The 20,058-nt window shown below is 65.3% G+C and carries 15 protein-coding genes; 10 read left to right on the top strand and 5 right to left on the bottom strand.

Annotation, left to right across the window (positions count from 1 at the left end):
- Positions 1-56 precede the first annotated feature (56 nt).
- The 3 genes from RM2_RS14215 to RM2_RS14225 are packed head-to-tail and all read left to right on the top strand — an operon-like array spanning position 57 to position 3,372.
- Positions 57-716 carry a TetR/AcrR family transcriptional regulator gene (locus tag RM2_RS14215; protein WP_072690225.1) on the top strand — a complete coding sequence of 220 codons (660 nt, stop codon included), beginning with the start codon at positions 57-59 and terminating at the stop codon, positions 714-716.
- Complete coding sequence (locus tag RM2_RS14220; protein WP_072690226.1) at positions 713-2,350, top strand: acyl-CoA dehydrogenase family protein; 1,638 nt, start codon at positions 713-715, stop codon at positions 2,348-2,350. The genes RM2_RS14215 and RM2_RS14220 overlap by 4 nt, the downstream gene beginning before the upstream one ends.
- Complete coding sequence (locus RM2_RS14225; RefSeq protein ID WP_072690227.1) at positions 2,347-3,372, top strand: crotonase/enoyl-CoA hydratase family protein; 1,026 nt, start codon at positions 2,347-2,349, stop codon at positions 3,370-3,372. Before RM2_RS14220 ends, RM2_RS14225 begins: the two co-directional genes overlap by 4 nt.
- A gap of 195 nt (positions 3,373-3,567) precedes the next feature.
- Here the strand turns inward: RM2_RS14225 and RM2_RS14230 are convergent, their stop codons facing one another.
- Together RM2_RS14230 and RM2_RS14235 are read right to left on the bottom strand one after the other, a co-directional pair.
- Positions 3,568-3,867, bottom strand: a complete 300-nt coding sequence (locus RM2_RS14230) for a DUF4193 domain-containing protein (RefSeq protein WP_072690228.1) — start codon at positions 3,865-3,867, stop codon at positions 3,568-3,570.
- A 921-nt stretch (positions 3,868-4,788) separates the two neighbouring features.
- Positions 4,789-5,577: a putative protein N(5)-glutamine methyltransferase gene (locus RM2_RS14235; protein ID WP_072690229.1), complete on the bottom strand. Its 789-nt coding sequence runs from the start codon at positions 5,575-5,577 to the stop codon at positions 4,789-4,791.
- Positions 5,578-5,711: 134 nt separating this feature from the next.
- Between RM2_RS14235 and RM2_RS14240 the strand changes: the two genes are divergently transcribed.
- Positions 5,712-6,677, top strand: a complete 966-nt coding sequence (locus tag RM2_RS14240; RefSeq protein WP_072690230.1) for a pirin family protein — start codon at positions 5,712-5,714, stop codon at positions 6,675-6,677.
- 38 nt (positions 6,678-6,715) lie between these two features.
- On the opposite strand, the gene RM2_RS14245 is transcribed toward RM2_RS14240, so the two are convergent.
- Positions 6,716-7,066 (bottom strand): DUF8021 domain-containing protein, encoded by a 351-nt coding sequence (locus tag RM2_RS14245; RefSeq protein ID WP_072690231.1) that lies wholly within the window; start codon positions 7,064-7,066, stop codon positions 6,716-6,718.
- A 389-nt stretch (positions 7,067-7,455) separates the two neighbouring features.
- Here RM2_RS14245 and leuA point away from each other — a divergent pair, with 389 nt between their 5' ends.
- From leuA to RM2_RS14260, 3 genes are all read left to right on the top strand, one after another.
- Positions 7,456-9,264, top strand: a complete 1,809-nt coding sequence (gene leuA, locus RM2_RS14250) for a 2-isopropylmalate synthase (protein ID WP_072690232.1) — start codon at positions 7,456-7,458, stop codon at positions 9,262-9,264.
- Positions 9,265-9,759: 495 nt separating this feature from the next.
- Positions 9,760-15,243 (top strand): ATP-binding protein, encoded by a 5,484-nt coding sequence (locus RM2_RS14255; RefSeq protein ID WP_072690243.1) that lies wholly within the window; start codon positions 9,760-9,762, stop codon positions 15,241-15,243.
- Positions 15,244-15,409: 166 nt separating this feature from the next.
- Positions 15,410-15,787 (top strand): PLDc N-terminal domain-containing protein, encoded by a 378-nt coding sequence (locus RM2_RS14260; RefSeq protein ID WP_072690233.1) that lies wholly within the window; start codon positions 15,410-15,412, stop codon positions 15,785-15,787.
- Positions 15,788-15,790: 3 nt separating this feature from the next.
- Here RM2_RS14260 and RM2_RS14265 read toward each other — a convergent pair whose 3' ends face one another.
- A complete protein-coding gene (locus tag RM2_RS14265) occupies positions 15,791-16,684 on the bottom strand; it encodes a LysR family transcriptional regulator (RefSeq protein WP_072690234.1) in 894 nt (297 codons plus the stop codon).
- Between the two features lie 73 nt (positions 16,685-16,757).
- Between RM2_RS14265 and RM2_RS14270 the strand changes: the two genes are divergently transcribed.
- The 3 genes from RM2_RS14270 to RM2_RS14280 are packed head-to-tail and all read left to right on the top strand — an operon-like array spanning position 16,758 to position 19,657.
- The gene (locus tag RM2_RS14270; protein WP_072690235.1) at positions 16,758-17,675 is read left to right on the top strand and encodes an EamA family transporter; all 918 of its coding nucleotides are present in this window, start codon (positions 16,758-16,760) and stop codon (positions 17,673-17,675) included.
- Between the two features lie 25 nt (positions 17,676-17,700).
- The gene (locus tag RM2_RS14275) at positions 17,701-18,954 is read left to right on the top strand and encodes a Mur ligase family protein (RefSeq protein WP_072690236.1); all 1,254 of its coding nucleotides are present in this window, start codon (positions 17,701-17,703) and stop codon (positions 18,952-18,954) included.
- Positions 18,947-19,657, top strand: coding sequence for a type 1 glutamine amidotransferase (locus RM2_RS14280; RefSeq protein WP_072690237.1), 711 nt, complete (start codon positions 18,947-18,949; stop codon positions 19,655-19,657). Before RM2_RS14275 ends, RM2_RS14280 begins: the two co-directional genes overlap by 8 nt.
- Here RM2_RS14280 and RM2_RS14285 read toward each other — a convergent pair.
- Positions 19,654-19,935, bottom strand: coding sequence for a hypothetical protein (locus RM2_RS14285; protein ID WP_072690238.1), 282 nt, complete (start codon positions 19,933-19,935; stop codon positions 19,654-19,656). The genes RM2_RS14280 and RM2_RS14285 overlap by 4 nt on opposite strands.
- Positions 19,936-20,058: the final 123 nt, after the last annotated feature.

Raw genomic sequence — 20,058 nt, forward strand, 5'->3', positions numbered from 1 at the left:
CTAGCACTCTTCGACCACCCTTGACACAAGAACGGAACCGATGTTCACTTCTTTATATGGCCTACCGGCGCACACCCGCGGTCCAGGAACGACTGGACGCACTTCGCACCACGCTGATCGAATCCGCGATCGAGCTGATCGCTCGCCATGGATACGGCGGGTGCTCGATCTCGGCCGTCGCGGCAGCGGCCGGCGTCGGCACCGGCACCGTCTACCGGCACTTCACGAACAAGGGTGAACTCTTCACGGAGGTCTTCCGCATCGTCTGCAGTCGCGAGGTAAGCGCCGCCGTCGAAGCCGGCAATACCGCACGCAACATCGAGGGTCGCAACCTAGCCGCGGTCTCCGCTTCCGTCAGCACCTTCGCCGAACGTGCGCTGCGCGCACCGACACTCGCGTACGCGCTACTCGTAGAACCAGTAGACCCGCAGGTCGACACCCAACGCCTGCTGTTCCGAGAATCGTTCCGTGACGCATTCGCTGGTGCGATCGCGGCAGCCGTCGAGTCCGGGGAGATCCCCGAACAGGACGCCTCGGTGACCGCAGCCTGCATCGTCGGCGCCATCGGCGAGGCCCTCGTCCTGCCCCTGGCCCGCGGAGTCGGCGACTCCACAAGCACCGGAGTTGGCGACTCCACAAGCAGCGGATCCGCCGACTCCACGATCATCCCTGCTCTTCTCACTTTCACACTTCGATCTCTCGGGAGCCCGACATGACTGCCACACACGAGGTCTTCAACCAAGTGCCTCCACTGACGAACTTCGACGCCGCCGACTACCCACCCCTCCTCGAAGCGCTTCAACGAGAAGGCGCACACGACGCGCTCGAGGGACTACATGAGGTCGGACGGCTCGCGGGAAGCGAGGAGGCGCAGCGCTGGGGCGACCTCTCCGAGGCCCACCCTCCGATCCTGCGCACCCACGATCGTTACGGACACCGCATCGACGAGGTGGAATACGATCCCGCCTACCACCACCTGATGACTGCGGCGGTCGAGATGGGGTTGCATGGCGCCCCCTGGGCCGACCCGGGCCCGCACGCGCATCTGGCGCGGGCTGCGAAGATGGCCGTGTGGGGCCGAGTCGACGCCGGCCACAGCTGTCCGATCTCGATGACCTACGCCGTCGTCCCCGCGTTGCGGCACAACCGTGAACTGGCGGAACAGTACGAGCCGCTGTTGACCGCCCGAGTCTACGATCCGACGCTGCGTCCCCCGCTGACGAAGTCCGGTCTGATCGCCGGGATGTCCATGACCGAGAAGCAGGGCGGGTCCGATGTGCGCGCAGGCACCACCCGCGCCGTTCCGCAATCCGACGGCAGCTACCTGCTGACCGGGCACAAATGGTTCACCTCGGCTCCGATGTCCGACATCTTCCTCGTCCTCGCACAGGCACCGGGCGGACTGTCGTGCTTCTTCCTGCCTCGCATCCTGCCGGACGGCACCCAAAACCGAATGCATCTGCAGCGGCTCAAGGACAAACTCGGCAACCGTTCCAACGCGAGCAGCGAAGTCGAATATGACGACGCCGTTGCCTGGCTCGTCGGCGAGGAGGGGCGCGGTGTTCCCACCATCATCGAAATGGTCAACATGACCCGCCTGGATTGCACCATAGGCTCGGCCACCGGAATGCTTGCCGGCACTGCGCAGGCAACCCACCACGCCGTCCACCGCAGCGCATTCGGCGCCCACCTGGTCGATCAACCGTTGATGCGGAACGTGCTCGCCGACCTCGCGGTCGAGTCAGAGGCATCCACGACCGTCGCCATGTGGCTGGCCGCGCTCACCGACCGTGCGACCGCGGGCGACGAGCACGCCATCACGCTGCGTCGCATCTCGCTGGCGGTCAGCAAGTACTTCGTCTGCAAACGCGGGCCGATCCACGCGGCCGAGGCCCTCGAATGCCTGGGCGGCAATGGGTACGTGGAGGAGTCGCGCATGCCGAGGCTGTACCGGGAGGCTCCACTGCTGTCGGTATGGGAGGGTTCCGGCAACGTCGCCGCGCTCGACACCCTGCGTGCAGTGGCGAAGCAGCCGGAGTCGCTACAGGTCTTCTTCGACGAACTCGACACCGCCACGGGCGTCGACTCCCGGTTCGACATCGCGGTCGAGGATCTGAAGACGAGTTTCCGCGACTTCGGTACCCTTGAGCACCGGGCCCGACGCATCGTCGGCGACATGGCACTCGCCCTTCAGGGGTCGCTCCTGATTCGCTACGGACACCCGGCGGTCGCGGATGCATTCTGCGTCAGCCGACTGTCCGGGGACTGGGGCAGCGTCTTCGGGACGTTACCGACCGGCGTCGACACCAGCGTGATCATCGACCGCGCCACCCCGAAGGTAGGATTATGACCGACTACGACAACCAGTCCGGCACCCGTCCCGCCGCATGGCGCGAAGGCTGGGGCGAGGGCGGAGACTACCTGTTCGCAAGCCCGCCACCGGACCGCGACAAAACGGCCACCGAGTATCGGACTCTCACCTACCAGGTGACCGGACGCATCGCCCGGATCACTTTCAATCGACCGGAACACGGCAACGCGATCACCGCCGATACCCCCTTCGAGATCGCCGACGCCGTCGAGCGGGCCGACCTCGACCCTCGGGTCCACGTAATCCTGCTGTCGGGACGCGGGAAGGGGTTCTGCGGTGGATACGACCTGAATGTCTTCGCCGAGAACCGCGGGAGTTCGGGCGACGGACGGGCGACGGACGGGACGGTGCTGGACCCTAGTGTCCAGGCGCGCAATCACGATCCAGGCGGCAACTGGGATCCGATGGTCGACTACGCCATGATGAGCCGATTCAACCGCGGCTTCGCGAGTCTGCTTCACGCGAACAAGCCGACGGTCGCAAAGATCCACGGCTTCTGTGTAGCCGGCGGCACCGATATCGCGCTGTTCTGCGACCAGATAATCACCGCAGACGACACGAAAATCGGCTATCCCCCGACCCGAGTGTGGGGTGTGCCCGCGGCGGGTATGTGGGCGCACCGCCTCGGCGACCAGCGAGCCAAACGCTTGCTTCTCACGGGAGACTGCATCAGCGGACGGCAGGCGGCCGAGTGGGGGCTGGCGGTGGAGTCTGCGCCACTCGATCAACTCGACGAACGCACCGAGAACCTCGTCGAGCGGATAGCGCAGATGCCGATCAATCAGCTGATGATGGTCAAGCTCGCGCTGAACAGTGCGCTGCTCGCACAAGGTGTCACCACCTCGGCAATGGTCAGCACCGTCTTCGACGGTATGGCCCGGCACACCAGGGAGGGCCACGCATTCCAATTGCGATCGTCCACCGTCGGATTCCGCGAAGCGGTCAGGGAACGAGACGAACCGTTCGGCGATCACAAGCGGCAGCAGTTCGAGCAGAAGTGACGCTTTCCGCAGCCAGTCACAGCCAGGAGAAGCGAACACCACCCGATCGGTATCTTCCCTGGTCAGGAGGCTAATCACCGTTCGGTCCAGGGATCTCGAGCCGTCGTGTTCGAGAAGTCACGCAGGTACGCGGAAGACCGCCTCGAGTGGGGCCGCACGACCGAACGTTCGGCTGACGTCAGCCACGCGAATCGCCTATGCGCAATCGAGACAGATCAACTGCCCACTCCGTTCGGACGCGAGACGCGACCTGTGATGTACCAAAAAGCAACTACTGCAAGTGAATTCGTCCGCCTGCTTGGGCACGACGCGAATGGTGAGTTCTTCACCGGACAGGTCTGCACCGGGCAGTTCGAAAGACTCCGCCGTGTCGGTCTCCTCGACGTCAACGACGGACGACTGTGATTCGCTTCTCCGTGTCTTCAGTTCTTCGAGCGAGTCCGCGGCGAGTTCGTCGTCGACAGTAACCCGCGGTGCGTCGTAGTCGGTTGCCATGACTTCCTCCCGTTGGCTCAGGTTTGTTAGTTCGGTGAAATTTCATTGTTGTTGGGCACGATTGCTAGACAACGAGCCGATCCTGCGTTTTGTTCCCGGGCGACGGTGCCGTCCCGAAATTGTGGGATTCCCGTTCCTGGCGCCTCTCAATCACTCGACCCGGAAGGTGGTTCAGACCGTGACGAACGACCACTAACAAACTCGAGAATCCAGTTCCGAGTCAACTCCGCCGTTCCGGCGGAAGGCACACAATCACGGCATCCACTATAGGGATGCCTCACCTACGGATCGGAATGGGGGTGTTCGAGGAGTTCGTCACCCTATAACTTTTCCCCGACAGTCGCGATCTTTTCTCCGGCGGTCGCGCCGAATTCATGACGGTCCCAGCCTCTCTTCACCGGGCCATCCTTTCCTCCCAGCGGAACAGTCTGATCCGATGTTGCATCCCCCCGAAACGATCGTCGCCATGCATCGCGCCCCGGGCATCGAACTGCCCGGCAATCAGGTGACCCCCGCTCGACGAACACGCGTGATGCGGGGCACTCTCACCCGGCCGGCGCCGTCACCTTGTTGACGTTCGGTAGTTCCTAGACAATCCAATCCGGCATTTACACTTGGCTTTTCACACGAACTGGATGATTATCTAGCCGCTCGCCGGGTTCGTCGCACCGTTCGGACCGACCGGTAGCGACAACCGAGATACCGCCCCGGCTTCGGGGTCTGCGCGCGAATTGGGCTGACCCCGTCGCCGGTCCGGACATTCGCCCGACGATGTAAGGGCCGGCAGTAAAGTCACCCACTCCCACTGAAAATCAGTGCGGGGTAGTCAACTACAGAAGTAGGTAAGCCGCGGGACAACTGGAAGAAGGAGCGATGTATGAACGCATCCTCGCCGAGAGGGACGCGGCACACCTCGCGTGCCTACGCCGGGCTGGTGGCCACCACGACGGTCGCGCCCAGTTCGTCCGATCGCTCGATCCGCGCGATCAGCCCTACCCTCGCGAACACCGCCGCGGTTTCGTGCGCCTGCAGCTCGCTGGCCTCAACCAGCAAGTGACCACCAGGCGCCAGCCACGTCCGTGCCGCGGACGCCACGCGCCGTTGGATGTCGAGGCCGTCCACGCCCCCGTCGAGCGACACCCGCGGTTCGTGGAGTCGGGCCTCCGGAGGCATCAACCGGATCGCGCCCGTGGGGACGTAGGGGGCGTTGACCACCAGTACGTCGACGCTTCCGCGCAACTTCCCAGGTAACGGCGCATAGAGGTCGCCCTCGATCACCCTGCCGGGGGCCGAGATGTTGCGGCGTGCGCACCTGACCGCTGCGGGGTCGATGTCGACCGCGTACAAGTCGATCCGGTCCGATATCGATGCGAGCGCGGCCCCCACCGCACCCGAACCGCAGCACAGGTCGACGACCACAGCTTCCGGGCTGATGAGAGCGGCCGCCTGATCAACCAGGAACGCGGTGCGGCGGCGGGGCACGAACACGCCCGGATCGACCTCCACCCGGAGTGCGCGGAACTCGACCCAACCGAGGACGTGTTCGAGGGGAACGCCGGCGATGCGCCGATCCACCATCGTGGCGAGTTCGTCCGACGTCTGGGCTGTGGAGACGATCAACTGCGCCTCGTCCTCAGCGAACACGCACCCAGCGGCACGAAGCCTCGTGACGATGACGAGTTCACTCGGCGCTGACGGGGAAACTGACATGAGGCTCTTTCGGATTGCCGCGAGGCTCATGTTCACCCTATGCCGACAAGGCCGTGCGGCGGGGAATAAATCCCCACACCTAGTGTTGACTTCAAGTAGTTGAAGAATCAATTACATGACATGAGGAGCCACCAATGCCTGCCGTGACGGTCGACAACATCCTTGCCTTGCCGCGCATCGACGCACCCACTCCGGGCGCCGTCGACCGCTCGGTCCGCTCGCTGACCACAGCCCCGGTCGGATACGAGGGCGAGGGCTTCCCCGTTCGGCGCGCGTTCGCCGGCATCGATCTGGCGGCGCTGGACCCGTTCATCCACATGGATCAGATGGGTGAAATCGACTACGCGCCTGGTGAGCCCAAGGGCACACCCTGGCATCCGCACCGCGGCTTCGAGACCGTCACCTACATGATCGAAGGCATCATGGAGCACCGCGATTCCAGCGGCGGTGGTGGCACGATCGGTGGCGGCGATACCCAGTGGATGACCGCGGGTGGCGGCATCCTGCACATCGAGACCCCTCCGGAACACCTCGTGACGAGCGGCGGCCTGTTCCATGGCGTCCAGCTGTGGGTGAACCTGCCGCGCGAGAACAAGATGGCCGCGCCCCGCTACCAAGACATCACCGGCCGGAAGGTTGCCCTACTGTCTTCGTCGGACGGTGGCGCCCTCATCCGCGTCATCGCCGGCGAGGTGGGCGGGCATCACGGCCCGGGCTCGACCTATACGCCGATCAGCCTCGTCCACGCGACGATCGCCCCCGGGGCAAGCGTGACGCTGCCGTGGAACCCCGAGTTCAACGCGCTGGCTTACGTCCTCGCCGGCGAGGGCCTCGTCGGTTCGGAGCGCAGGCCGATTCGCATGGGTCAGACGGCGGTTTATGGGCGCGGCGACACCATCACGGTCGCAGCGACCGACACCCAGGATTCGCGAACCAAGTCCCTCGAGGTGTTCTTCCTCGGCGGCAAGCCGATCCGTGAACCCGTCGCGATGGCCGGACCGTTCGTCATGAACACCAGGGCCGAGGTGATGCAGGCATTCGACGACTTCCAAGCCGGTCGCCTGGGATCCATCCCCGCGGCCCACGAAACGCTCGACTGACGCCGGCAACCATTCACCACAACCGGTTCGAGAAGAACTCAGGGGCGCCGGATCTTGGCGTCGATGCGATGGATTCGCAGATCGCCCCGCGGGATCCGGAACGTCTCGACCACCCGGACCGTGACGAGGGTGTGGCCGAACAGTCCGGCATCCAGGAGGTAGTCGGCGGTGACGTCGTCGCCTTCGACTGACCACGCACAGTCCCGGATCAACCGGATCAACCGGTACTGGGGCCCGCCGGAGAGGCTTCGGCGCAGATGATTTCCGGAGAACGCCGTTTTCAGCCCGGCCTCGTAGCGGACTGCGCTTGGCTCGATCGGCACCGAGTTACCGTTGTGGCTCAGCAACGCATTCAGGTACGCCCGGGCAACATCGACCTGTTCGTCCATATCAGTCCTGTTCATCCATAAGAGTATTGAGATCCTTCCCCACTTGAAAGCGGCGGGTTCATACTGGGAAAGCCATGCAGTTGAGGATGTTGACCGCGGCGTTGCAGTCACGCTCCAGGTGTTTGCCGAATGGGCACGTTCGACTGGCCGCCAGTAGCGATACCGCCGATTTCCTGCGGTCCAATCCGTGTTCCCTCCCCTCGGATCTGGCACCCTGACGCCCGATCGGCTGCGCCCGGAGTACAGTGCTGAGTATGCAGCGTGCACTCCTCCTCGGTTGCCGCGACGGGGTCTGATCCAGACTGGCTTCCCGTCGCGGGGTTTTTTGTGCGCCGGTCGACACAGTCGCTGGACTTACACGGTCCACCTCGAACTTGGAGATCAATCCCATGTCCCCCGCTGACGCCTTTACCTCCGGAACGCGCACCATCACGCCACCTTCCAAACCTGCCCCCTCCGACCAGCCTGTGTGGAATACCCAGAAGAATTCGTCGATGCCGACGTTCCGCTACCGCTCGTTCGCCGAGGAAGTGGAATCGGTATCGCTGCCGGACCGCTCATGGCCCGACAAGGTCATCGACCGCGCCCCGCAGTGGTGTGCCGTCGATCTCCGTGACGGCAACCAGGCCCTGATCGACCCGATGAGCCCCGCCCGCAAGCGCCGCATGTTCGAACTGCTGGTACGGATGGGCTACAAGGAGATAGAGGTCGGCTTCCCGTCTGCCAGCCAGACGGACTTCGACTTCGTCCGCGAGATCATCGAAGATGGAGCGATCCCGGACGACGTCACCATCCAGGTGCTCACACAGTCCCGTCCGGAACTGATCAAGCGCACGTTCGAGGCCTGCGAGGGCGCGAACAAGGCGATCGTCCACTTCTACAACTCCACATCCATCCTGCAGCGGAGGGTGGTGTTCAAGGCCGAGCGCGACGTCATCACGAAGATCGCGACCGACGCGGCAACCCTCGCCCTCGAAGAGGCGAAAAAGTACCCCGACACGCAGTGGCGCTGGGAGTACTCCCCCGAGTCGTACACCGGCACGGAACTCGAATACGCCAAGGAGGTGTGCGACGCCGTCACCGAGGTGCTGCAGGCCACCCCTGAGAACCCGGTGATCCTGAACCTGCCCGCCACGGTCGAGATGGCGACGCCCAACGTGTACGCCGACTCGATCGAGTGGATGCACCGCAACCTGGCCCGCCGCGACTCGGTCATCCTGTCGCTGCACCCGCACAACGACCGCGGCACCGGTGTGGCCGCCGCAGAGTTGGGCTACCAGGCCGGTGCGGACCGCATCGAGGGCTGCCTGTTCGGCAATGGTGAGCGCACCGGCAACGTCTGCCTGGTGACCCTCGGACTCAACATGTTCACCCGCGGGGTCGACCCGCAGATCGACTTCTCGAACATTGACGAGATCCGCCGCACCGTCGAGTACTGCAACCAGCTGCCCGTCCACGAGCGCCACCCCTATGGCGGCGACCTGGTCTACACAGCGTTCTCCGGCAGCCACCAGGATGCGATCAACAAGGGCCTCGACGCCATGAAGTTCGACGCCGACTCGCAGGACGCCGACGTCGACAACATCCTGTGGGCGGTCCCGTACCTGCCGATCGACCCCAAGGATGTGGGCCGCACGTACGAGGCCGTCATTCGCGTCAACTCGCAGTCAGGCAAGGGCGGCGTGGCATACATCATGAAGGCCGATCACGGGCTGGCTCTGCCTCGGCGCCTGCAGGTCGAGTTCTCGCAGGCCGTACAGCGCATCACCGAAGGAGAGGGCGGCGAGGTGTCGCCGAAGGAGATTTGGGATGTCTTCTCGGAGGAGTACCTGGCCCCGATTACGCCTCTCGAGCGGATGAAGCAGAAGGTCACGGCATCGGAGACCGACGGCGGCACCGACTCCATCACCGCAACCGTGAAGGTCGACGGCAAAGAGGCCGAGATCTCGGGCAGCGGCAACGGTCCGCTCGCCGCGTTCGTCGACGCGCTCGGCACGATCGACTTCGACGTGCGCGTGCTCGACTACTCCGAGCACGCCATGTCTGCCGGTGACGACGCCCGGGCGGCCGCCTACGTCGAGTCCGCGGTCACGCTTCCCGATGGCCGCACCAACGTGGTGTGGGGCGTGGGCATCGCGACCTCGATCACCACCGCCTCCTTGCGCGCCGTCGTCTCGGCGGTCAACCGGGCGTACTGACCCCCCGCATCACCCTCGCTGCCGCAGGCGTGCACCACGCGCACCTGCGGCAGCGTCGTGTCGAGCAAGCGATTCGGCCTCCCGCACATAGGAGAAGCTCGAGAACTTGCACGAGAAAGTTCGCCGATTCTAAAGTATCTCGAAGTTCGGACGAAACCGGCTCTGTGACAACAGGTTGCCAATAGCATCCGGAAGGTGCGCCGACCGACAGAATTCGGCCGGATCATTCGAAAAGGGAATCCGCGCCCGAGAAGTTACGTGCGGGAGAAGTTACGCGCGGGTACAGATTTTCGACGTTATGCTCGCACTTTCTGAGAATCGGTCCTGCAGGAACGCAGAAACCGACGATCACATTCGGGGCGCCTCCTTGGCAGTCGAGTGAGTTGTGTAGTGGTACACGTGCCGACGAGGGCAGCACCCGATCCTGGGCGGACATGGTCTTGGCCATCGAAACACTCAGGGGCAAAGAGTTTTATGGAAACGGAGCGACAAGAGATGTTCAAGCGAATAGCGATAGTCAACCGCGGCGAGGCCGCGGTCCGCCTGATTCGTGCGGTGCGCGAACTCAATGCCGAGCACAACTACGGCATCCGGACGATCGCCCTCCACACCGAAGCGGAGCGTCGCGCGATGTTCGTCCGGCGAGCCGACGAAGGTGTGTGCTTGCACACAGTCAAGACCGGATCTCCCTACCTCGACCACGCCGAGTTGGCCCGCGCCCTGCGCGAGAGCAAAGCCGACGCAGTGTGGGTGGGCTGGGGCTTCGTCGCCGAAGATCCCGCGTTCGTCCAGGTCTGCGAACAACTGGGCATTACCTTCATCGGCCCACCCGCCGAGTCCATGCGCCTGCTGGGCGACAAAGTGGAGGCCAAGCTCCTCGCCGAGAAAGTGGACGTTCCGGTCGCTCCGTGGAGCGGCGGACCAGTGGCCACTCGCGCCGACGCCCGGCGTCACGCCAACGCCATCGGCTACCCACTCATCATCAAGGCCAGAAGCGGCGGCGGCGGTCGAGGCATCCGCAAGGTGTGGTCCGAGGACGAACTCGAACTCGCACTCGAGCGCACCCAGGGAGAGGCTCAGCGGTCCTTCGGCGACCCTGTCGTGTTCATTGAGCGACTGGTCACCGACGCACGCCACGTCGAGGTACAGGTGATCGCCGACAACTTCGGCAACGTCTGGGCTCCAGGTGTGCGCGACTGCTCCATCCAGCGTAAGAATCAGAAGGTCATCGAGGAGTCCAGCTCACCGCACCTCACCACCGAACAGTCGAACCACTTGCGCGCGGTGTCGCGCGAACTCGTGCGCGCGGCCGGTTACCGCGGCGCCGGCACGGTGGAATACCTGTACCAGCCCGAACAGAAGACGTTCACGTTCCTCGAGGTCAACACCCGCCTACAGGTGGAGCACCCCATCACCGAGGCCACCACGGGCATCGACCTGGTGAAGCTGCAGATCCTCGTCGCCAGCGGTGAACCGCTCGTCGGCGACTGCCCCACCGAGTTCGGTCACGCCATCGAGGCCCGGCTGAACGCCGAGGACGCCGCCAACGGCTTCGCTCCGGCTCCCGGAGCCGTGCAGCTACTCAAGTTTCCGCTCGGTAGCGGCTTGCGCGTCGACACCGGCATCACTCAGGGTGACGTCATCCCGCCCGACTACGACTCGATGGTCGCCAAGGTCATCGCCTGGGGCCGCGACCGATCCGAAGCGCTTGCCCGCCTGCGCACCGCTCTGCGTGAGACCACCGTCGTGCTGCGCGGTGGCACCACGACCAAGTCGTTTCTGCTGGATCTGCTCGATCGCGATGAAGTCATCTCGGCGTCAGCGGACACTGGTTGGCTGGACCGTACCGGCGCCGGCGTGTCGAACATTCCGGCCCGAACCGCAGGCGCGGCGCTGATAGCGGCCGCCGTCGAGGCCTACGACGCCGAGGAGAAGATCGAGCGTCAGGCGTTCCTGTCTTCCGCTCGCGGTGGACGCCCTCGCGCCGGACACGCCATCGGCCGCAAGATCGAGCTCAGCTATCAGGGCCAGGGCTACAGCCTCGCGGTCACGCAGGTCGGCGCCCACCGGTACCGCGTCGATGGGGACGCCCCCGAGACCGAGGTCGAGGTCGACCGTCTGAGCGAGTTCGAGAGTCGTCTGGTGATCGGCGACCGCCGCCACCACGTCGTCTCCGTCGCCGGTCGCGCCCAGTACCTCGTCGAGGTCGACGGCATCAGCCACCAAATCAGCCAGGACGAGGCCGGCGTCGTGCGGGCTCCGGCACCTGCCGTCGTGGTCGCTGTGCCGGTGTCTGTCGGCGACGAAGTCGAGGCCGGCGCCACACTGGTCGTCCTCGAAAGCATGAAGATGGAGACCGCTGTCCGCGCTCCCGTCGCAGGTCGGGTGCGCGAAGTTCTCGCCATGGTCAACTCGCAGGTGGATGCCGGAACGGCGCTGCTTCGTGTCGAGGAAAGCTCCGAGGAGTCGGCCGCGCAGCAGTCACCGCGGGTCCAATTCGACGTCGGTACCCCCGCCCCGCACGGTGACACCCGAGCGGACGCACTCGGGCAGCTCGACGCGCTCGGTGCGCTGCTGACCGGATACGACGTCAGCGCCAAGCGAGCCGGTGTGCTCCTCGCCGAGTACGACAGGCTGTGCGCGGACTTCGCCGGAGATCCGGAGTTGGTGGCGGCGGAACTCGCTTTGCTGAACACGTTCGCGGACGTCTGCGAAATCGGCCGTAACCGCCCCACAGCGGCCGAGGAGGATGCGGTCGAGCGCGTGCACAGCCCGCGCGAACACTTCCACACCTACCTCCACACCCTCGACGTCGAACTCGAAGGCCTGCCGGAATCGTTCCAGACCCGGCTTTCGAGGGCGCTGCGCCACTACGATGTCACCGACCTCGAGCGCACCACCGAACTCGAGGAGGCGGTCTATCGCCTGTTCCTCGCACAGCAGCGAATGGACAACCAGGTTCCCGTCATCGCCGCACTGCTCGATCGGTGGCTCGCCGATGCCGCTCCCGGCCGCGCACCCAGCGGTCTCGGAGAGGTCCTGGACCGCCTGGTCATCGCCACCCAGGTCCGCTATCCGGTGATCGGCAACGTGGCCCGCAACGTGCGGTTCCGGTTCTTCGACGAACCTCAGATCCGCAAGGCACGCGATCAGGTCTACGACAGAGTTCGCGGCAGCATCGAATACCTGGCCGAACGCCCTGACGCCGACGACTACCAGGAGCGTCTCGAGGCTCTGATCGCCACCCCGCAGTCGCTGACCGAGCTCCTCGGGCAGCGGATCGCCCGCAAGAGCGCCACCGTGGGACCGCTACTCGAGGTCGTGACCCGTCGGTACTACGACATCCACACACTCGAAGACATCAGGTCCTTCGACCGCGACGGACGGCGCTTCGTCACCGGCAACTTCGAAATGCGCGGGGAGCGACGACGCCTCGTCTCGGCCGTCGCGGACTACGATGAACTGCCCGGTGCGCTGGAGGACATCTCGGAAGTCGCCGAGGCGAATTCCGAGAACCTCGTTCTCGACCTCTACCTGTCGTGGTCCGAGCCGCCGGCGGACCCGGACACCATGTCCGACGACCTCGGTACGGTGCTGTCGGCGCTGCCCTTGGCCACCACCTGCCGCCGCGTGACGGTGTCCGCCTTCGGCGGCACCGACGTAGACGTCCGCACGTTCACGTTCCGCCCGAATTCCGGTGTCTTGGTGGAAGAGATACTGATCCGAGACATGCATCCGCTCACCGGCCAGCGGTTCGACTTGTGGCGCCTGAAGAACTTCGAGGGCACCCGGCTCCCCGCCGTCGCCCACACCTTCCTGTTCAACCTGGTATCGCGCGACAATCCCACCGACGAACGCCTCATCGCGCTCGCCGAGCTCCGCGACATCACGACCATCCGGGACGAGTTCGGCCGGGTCATCGGCGTCCCCGCCGCGGAACGTGTCCTGCAATCTTGCCTCGACGGCATCCGCCGGGCGCAGTCCACCCGGGGCGGCAAGCACAAACTCGACGCCAACCGGGTCGTGCTGTACGTGTGGCCTAACATCGACGTTCCGCTCGAAGATCTTCAGGCGTTCGCCCGCGTCGCCGCACCGCTGACAGCGGGCGCGAGACTGGAAGAGGTCACTGTGATCGCCCGACTGCAGGGCGAACCGGGAACGGCTTCGAAGGAGAAGGCTCTGCGTTTCTCCTACCGCCCCGGCAGCGGTGTGGCCATAAGTATCACCGACCCGCCGACCGAGCCGCTGCAGCCGCTCGACGAGTACTCGCAGAAGGTTCGCAGCTCGCGTGCCCGCGGCACTGTGTACCCGTATGAGCTGATCCCGTCGCTCACCGGTCGCCACGGCAGCTTCGTCGAGCACGACCTGGACGAGTCGGGGCAGTTGGTTCCGGTCGATCGGCCGTACGGCCGCAACCGCGCGGGCCTCGTGGTCGGTGTAGTCACCGCCCGCACCGAACTACACCCGGAGGGAATGGCCCGCGTTGCGCTCTTCGGTGATCCGACAAAGGCCCTTGGCACCGTCGCCGAAGCCGAGTGCGCCCGCCTCGTCGCCGGTGTCGACCTGGCCGAGAAGATGGGCGTGCCTGTCGAATGGTTCGCACTGTCCTCCGGAGCGACGATCTCCATGGAGAGCGGCACCGAGAACATGGATTGGGTGTCGCGCGGCCTACGCCGCCTCATCACGTTCACGCAGAACGGTGGCGAGGTCAACGTGATCGTGGCCGGCATCAATGTCGGCGCGCAGCCCTACTGGAACGCTGAGGCCACGATGCTGATGCACACCAAGGGCATTCTCGTGATGACGCCCGACAGTGCAATGGTGCTCACCGGCAAGAACTCACTGGACTACTCGGGTGGAGTCTCAGCCGAAGACAACTTCGGCATCGGTGGATACGACCGCGTGATGGGCCCCAACGGGCAGGCGCAATATTGGGCACCCAACCTGCTCGCCGCGTGCGAAATTCTGTTCGCTCATTACGACCACGCATATGTCGTTGCCGGGGAGCGCTTCCCGCGTCGGGCGCCCACCAGCGACCCGATCGGGCGAGACGTGCGGACATTCCCGCACACCCACCCGTCCAGTGACTTCGCCACCGTAGGCGACATCTTCTCCGCGGAGACGAACCCGGAACGCAAGAAGCCGTTCGACATTCGCACGGTGATGCGCTCAGTCGTCGACCAGGACCACACGGTGTTGGAGCGGTGGGCCGACATGGCGGACGCCGACACTTCGGTCGTGTTCGACGCCCACCTGGGCGGCTACCCGGTCAGTGTCATCGGCATCGAATCGCGGGCAATCGCCCGCAAGGGATGGTCGCCTACCAACGGCCCTGACCAGTGGACTGCGGGAACACTCTTCCCGCAGTCGTCCAAGAAGACTGCCCGGGCGATCAATGCTGCCAGCGGCAACCGTCCGCTCGTGGTCCTGGCGAACCTGTCCGGCTTCGACGGTTCCCCTGACTCCCTGCGACACATCCAGCTCGAATATGGCGCCGAGATCGGTCGTGCTGTAGTCAATTTCGATGGGCCGATCGTGTTCTGTGTCGTCTCCCGCTACCACGGTGGCGCCTTCGTCGTGTTCTCCGGAGCGCTCAACGACAACATGGAGGTACTGGCGGTCGAAGGGTCGTTCGCCTCGGTCCTCGGCGGTGCCCCCGCGGCGGCCGTTGTGTTCACCCGTGAGGTCAATTCACGCGTGGCCGCCGACCCGTCGATCCGGCAGCTCGAGACCGATCTGGCGAACGCGCAGAATGACGCCCAGCAGGCTCACCTGCGGGTCGAGCTCGCAACTCAGCAGGCGACGGTGCGGAACGAGAAACTCGGCGAGGTCGCGACCGAGTTCGAGGCCGTACACAACATCCAGCGTGCGCAGCGGGTCGGCTCCGTCGACGCGGTGATCCCCGCCGCGCAGTTACGGCCTTACATCATCGGTGCGGTCGAGCGCGGAATGCGCCGGGCGGTCGAGTCGACGCAGTAGCCCGACAACCTCCCCATATCAGCGGCCGCGACACCTTCGAGTGCCGTGGCCGTTGGCGTGGAGTTCAAGCGCCGAACACTTTTCACCTGTTTCGGATGACGCGAACCCCACCGCCTGGTGCGATAGTCAGCGCAGACTCACTTCGACTGTGAAATGGAGCGCTGTAATGGACTCGTTCTGGGACTTCCTCTGGTTGATGATCGTCGCGTTCGCCTTCGTGGCCTATCTGATCTTGCTGTTCTCCATCATCACCGACCTCTTTCGCGACCATAAGACGTCGGGATGGGCAAAGGCCATCTGGATCTTCTTCCTGTTCGTCATCCCACTGCTGACCGCACTGGTGTACCTCATAGTCAAGAGCGACGGGATGGCCCAACGGTCGATGGCCTCTGCCCAGGACGCCAAACGGGCACAGGATAGCTACATCCGTTCCGTGGCAGGCAAATCTTCCGCAGAAGAGATCGCCGATGCGAAGGCACTGTTGGACGCCGGCGCCATCACCGAAGGTGAATACCAGACGCTGAAGTCCAGAGCACTGAGCTGAGGTTCAATCCTCGATCAGCCCCGCGACATCCCGGAACGCCTGCAGCACCGTAGCCACCGCGGGTACGCGGTCGGCGGCGGGTCTGTGGGCCAACTCGTAGATGCGAGCGGCGCGGACGCCGGCGAGTGGCAGGCGAACCACGCGAGGACTGGTGATTGCGTGACGCGCCAGCAGCGCGATGCCGTGCCCGCCCGCAACGACTTCCTCGATGACGTGGAAGTCGTTGATGCGCATGGTCACCCGCGGCTGCACGCCGGTCGCGGCGGCGACCGAGAGTAGGACGTCGTCAACGGGAAACCCGCCACGCACGCTGATCCAACTCTCATCGGCCAACTGTTCCGCGCGCACGAAGTCCTGTCCGGCCAGCGGGTGGCCGGGCGGAAGGATCAGGTCGATGGGTTCGCGCATCAGCGGTTCGGCTTTGACGCGCGGCGAGGATGTGTCTGGGGCACGCTCGTCACGATGCGTCAGGACCACGTCGTAGTCGGCAAGCAGTTCGGGCACCGCGGATGCCGGCAGGTCCTCGTCGCGTGCCTGCACGTCGACACCACTGCCCGCGAGCGCGTCCAGGAGCGCGGGGAGCAGGAGGGCGGCGCCGGACGGGAACATCGCGACGCGTACCCGCCCGCGCGGCGATCCGCGGTAGGCCTCCATCTCCGCCGAAGCGCGGTCGAGAGCCGCCACCACGTCGTCGGCGCGGACCACGAGAGCCTGTCCGGCGTTGGTGAGGCGCAGGCACCGTCCGTCGGGTTCGAGCAGCGTCACACCGGCTTCCCGCGACAGGATTTTGAGCTGCTGAGACACCGCCGACGACGTCATCGACAACGCCTGTGCGGTCGCAGCCACCGTCCCGCGGTCCGCCAGCTCGCGCAAGACACGCAAACGATTGACGTCCATGTAGCAAAACTACATTGATAGTGCACTTTGTTTCGCTTGACTTGAAGGTTTAGCGTCCTCCAGGATAATCGGCATGACTTCCCGCGACCGCCTGCTCGCGCTCACTGTGGTCGTCCTGTGGGGACTGAACTTTCTGGCTATTCGGGCGGGCCTCGACCATTTCCCCCCGTTCTTCTTCGCGGCGCTGCGGTTCTCCGTCATCGCGATCCCGGTGCTCCTGTTCGTTCCCCGCCCGCAGGTTCCCGTGAAATGGCTGCTGGTCTACGGCCTCGGGTTCGGTTTCGGCCAGTTCGCCTTCCTCTTCTGGGCCATGGACGCCGGGATGCCCACCGGACTGGCGTCGCTGGTGCTGCAGTCGTCGGCGCCGTTCACCGTGGTCCTCGGCGCGATCCTGCTACGCGAGCGGCTGCGGCCGACGCAGGTTTGCGGGCTGCTGGTGGCGGTGTCCGGCATGGTCCTCATCGGCTGGGACCGCGCCCAGAACGCCGCGCTACTGCCGGTGGCGCTGACGCTGCTCGCCGGTCTGTCGTGGGCGCTGGGCAACCTCGGGAGCCGCAAGGCCGCCTCGGACCAACCGATGCGCCTGATGCTGTGGATGTGCGTTGTCCCACCGCTGCCGATGCTGGCGGTGTCGTTCACGGTCGAGGGGCCCACCACCGGCTGGGACTCGCTGGCGTCGTCGCTGGACGGCGACGGCCCGTTGGCTCTTCTCGGGCTCTCCTACCTCGTGATCTTCGGCACCATCGCCGGCTCCGGGCTCTGGACTTCGCTGCTGAGCCGGTACCCGGCGGGCATTGTGGCGCCCTTCTCACTGTTGGTCCCCGTCGTCGGAATCAGTGCGTCCTGGGTGGTGCTGCACGAGGAGCCCAGTGCGCTGTCACTTATCGGCGGGGCCATCGTCATCGCCGGAGCCGCCGCCACTCAGATGATCGGCAGAGTACGTCCGAGCACACCTTCGGACTCACCTGCTCCTACGCGAGTCGGCGTCTGACCAGACCCTGTGAAAAACTCGCAGAGTGAGCACTCGAACTTCGATCACAACGCGTGGCAAGCTCGCCCTGCGCGCAGCGGCGGCCGCCTCCTGGGCGTCGCAGAGGGCCGGACGCGGCAAGGGTTCGATGATCGGCGGATTGATCGCCTTGAAGATCGACCCGACACTGTTGGATCAGCTCGGTCGAGGCCGCCGCACCGCGGTGATCACCGGCACTAACGGCAAGTCCACCACCACCAGGATGACTGCGGCAGCCCTCTCGACACTCGGCGAAGTCGCAACCCAGGCCGACGGTGCCAACATGGACGCAGGAATCGTCGCGGCGCTCAGCAATCGCGTCCATGCCCCCCTCGCCGCGCTCGAGGTCGACGAACTCCACGTCCCGCACGTCTGCGACGCCGTCGACCCCGAAGTGCTGGTGCTGCTCAACCTCAGCCGCGACCAACTCGACCGGGTCGGCGAGATCAACATGATCGAACGCAAGCTCCGCGCTTGCGTCGCCGCGCACCCGGGCGCGGTCGTGATCGCCAACTGCGACGACGTCCTCGTGACGTCGGTGGCTTACGACGCAGCCAACGTCGTGTGGGTCGCGGCGGGCGCCGGCTGGGCCGGCGACGCCGCCAGTTGCCCTCGCACCGGCGAACCAATCGTTTGGGAGGGCTCGCACTGGCGCAGTACGGGATCCGACTTCGCCCGCCCAACCCCCGATTGGTGGCTCGACGAGGAGAACCTGTACGACCCGAACGGGTTGAAGCTCCGCATGACGCTGGCGCTACCCGGGCGCGCGAACCGCGGCAACGCGGCTCAGGCCGTCGCGGCAGCCGTCGCGATGGGCGCGAAGGCCGAGGACGCCGTGGCAGCGGCCGCAACCGTCCAGGAAGTCGCGGGTCGCTACAGCACGGTGGAGGTCGGGCCGCACTCCGTGCACATGCTGCTCGCGAAGAATCCGGCCGGCTGGCAGGAGGCACTGTCGATGATCGACCCCACCGTCGACGGACTGGTGATCGCCGTCAATGGTCAGGTCCCGGACGGCGAAGACCTCTCATGGCTGTGGGACGTCCGGTTCGAGCACTTCGAAGGTGTCAAGGTGGTGGTCGCCGGTGAACGGGGCACCGATCTCGCCGTGCGGCTGACCTACGCCGGGGTCGAGCACACCCTCGATCCGAACCCGCTGCGGGCCATTGCATCATGCCCGCCAGGACGTGTCGAAGTGCTCGCCAACTACACCGCCTTCCGCGACCTGAACACCGCCATCGCCAAGGAGGTGCACAATGCCTGACTCGACCCTACGTATCGGCCTGGTGCTCCCAGACGTGATGGGCACCTACGGCGACGGCGGCAACGCCCTCATCCTCCGGCAACGCCTCCGCATGCGCGGATACAAAGCGGAGATCGTCGAGATCACACTGAACGACCCCGTCCCGGAGACCCTCGACGCCTACACCCTCGGCGGTGCCGAGGACTCGGCGCAGCGGCTCGCCACCAGGCACCTCAGCCGCTACCCCGGACTGCAGAGGGCCGCCGAACGCGGCGCGCCCGTGCTCGCGATCTGCGCCGCCATCCAGGTGCTCGGTAACTGGTACGAGACGTCGAACGGCGAGCGCGTCGCGGGCGTGTCGATGCTCGACGTCACGACGGCGCCGCAGGCCACCCGCTCCATCGGTGAGGTGGTCACGGCCCCGCAGACCGGCGGGTTGACGCAACCGCTGTCGGGATTCGAAAACCATCGCGGTGGAACCACACTCGGCGCCGATGCTCGCGGCCTCGCCCGGGTCACGCACGGTGTCGGGAACGGTGTCGGGGACGGACTCGAAGGCGTCGTCCAGGGTTCCGTGATCGGCACGTACATGCACGGACCTGCGCTCGCCCGGAACCCCGAACTCGCCGACCTGCTGTTGAAACAGGCCCTTGGTGTCGATGAACTTGCCTCCCTCGACCTCCCCGAGGTCGAGCAACTGCGCCGGGAGCGCCTGCGCGTCTAGACGGCTGGCACCTGCTGGATCGACGGGAAATAGTGTCGGAGCAGGTTCGCGTCCTTCGGACGGAAAGACACACCCTCCTCGATCCGTCGGCGAACTTCGGCATGTGGTGCGGGCGGGAGGCTCAGCTGTTCCTGCGCGGCGCCGGCGATGGCTCGAATGACGGCCTGGTTGATTTCACCATTGTCGAGCATCGAATCGACACCATCGAGTGTCTGTTCGGACAGGTTCGGCCGCAGTGCGCTCATCAGCGACTCTGCAAACTTTCCGAAATCTGCCACCGGATTACTCTACCTTCGGAATATGTTCGAGATTAAGGGAACTCGTGCGGACATGCACCCTGGAAGTCGGCCTTATCGCCCCCGGCATTCGCGGAGAGTAACACTCGGCGGTGTCATAGCGTC

Source organism: Rhodococcus marinonascens NBRC 14363, assembly GCF_001894885.1.
GTDB lineage: Bacteria > Actinomycetota > Actinomycetes > Mycobacteriales > Mycobacteriaceae > Rhodococcus_F > Rhodococcus_F marinonascens.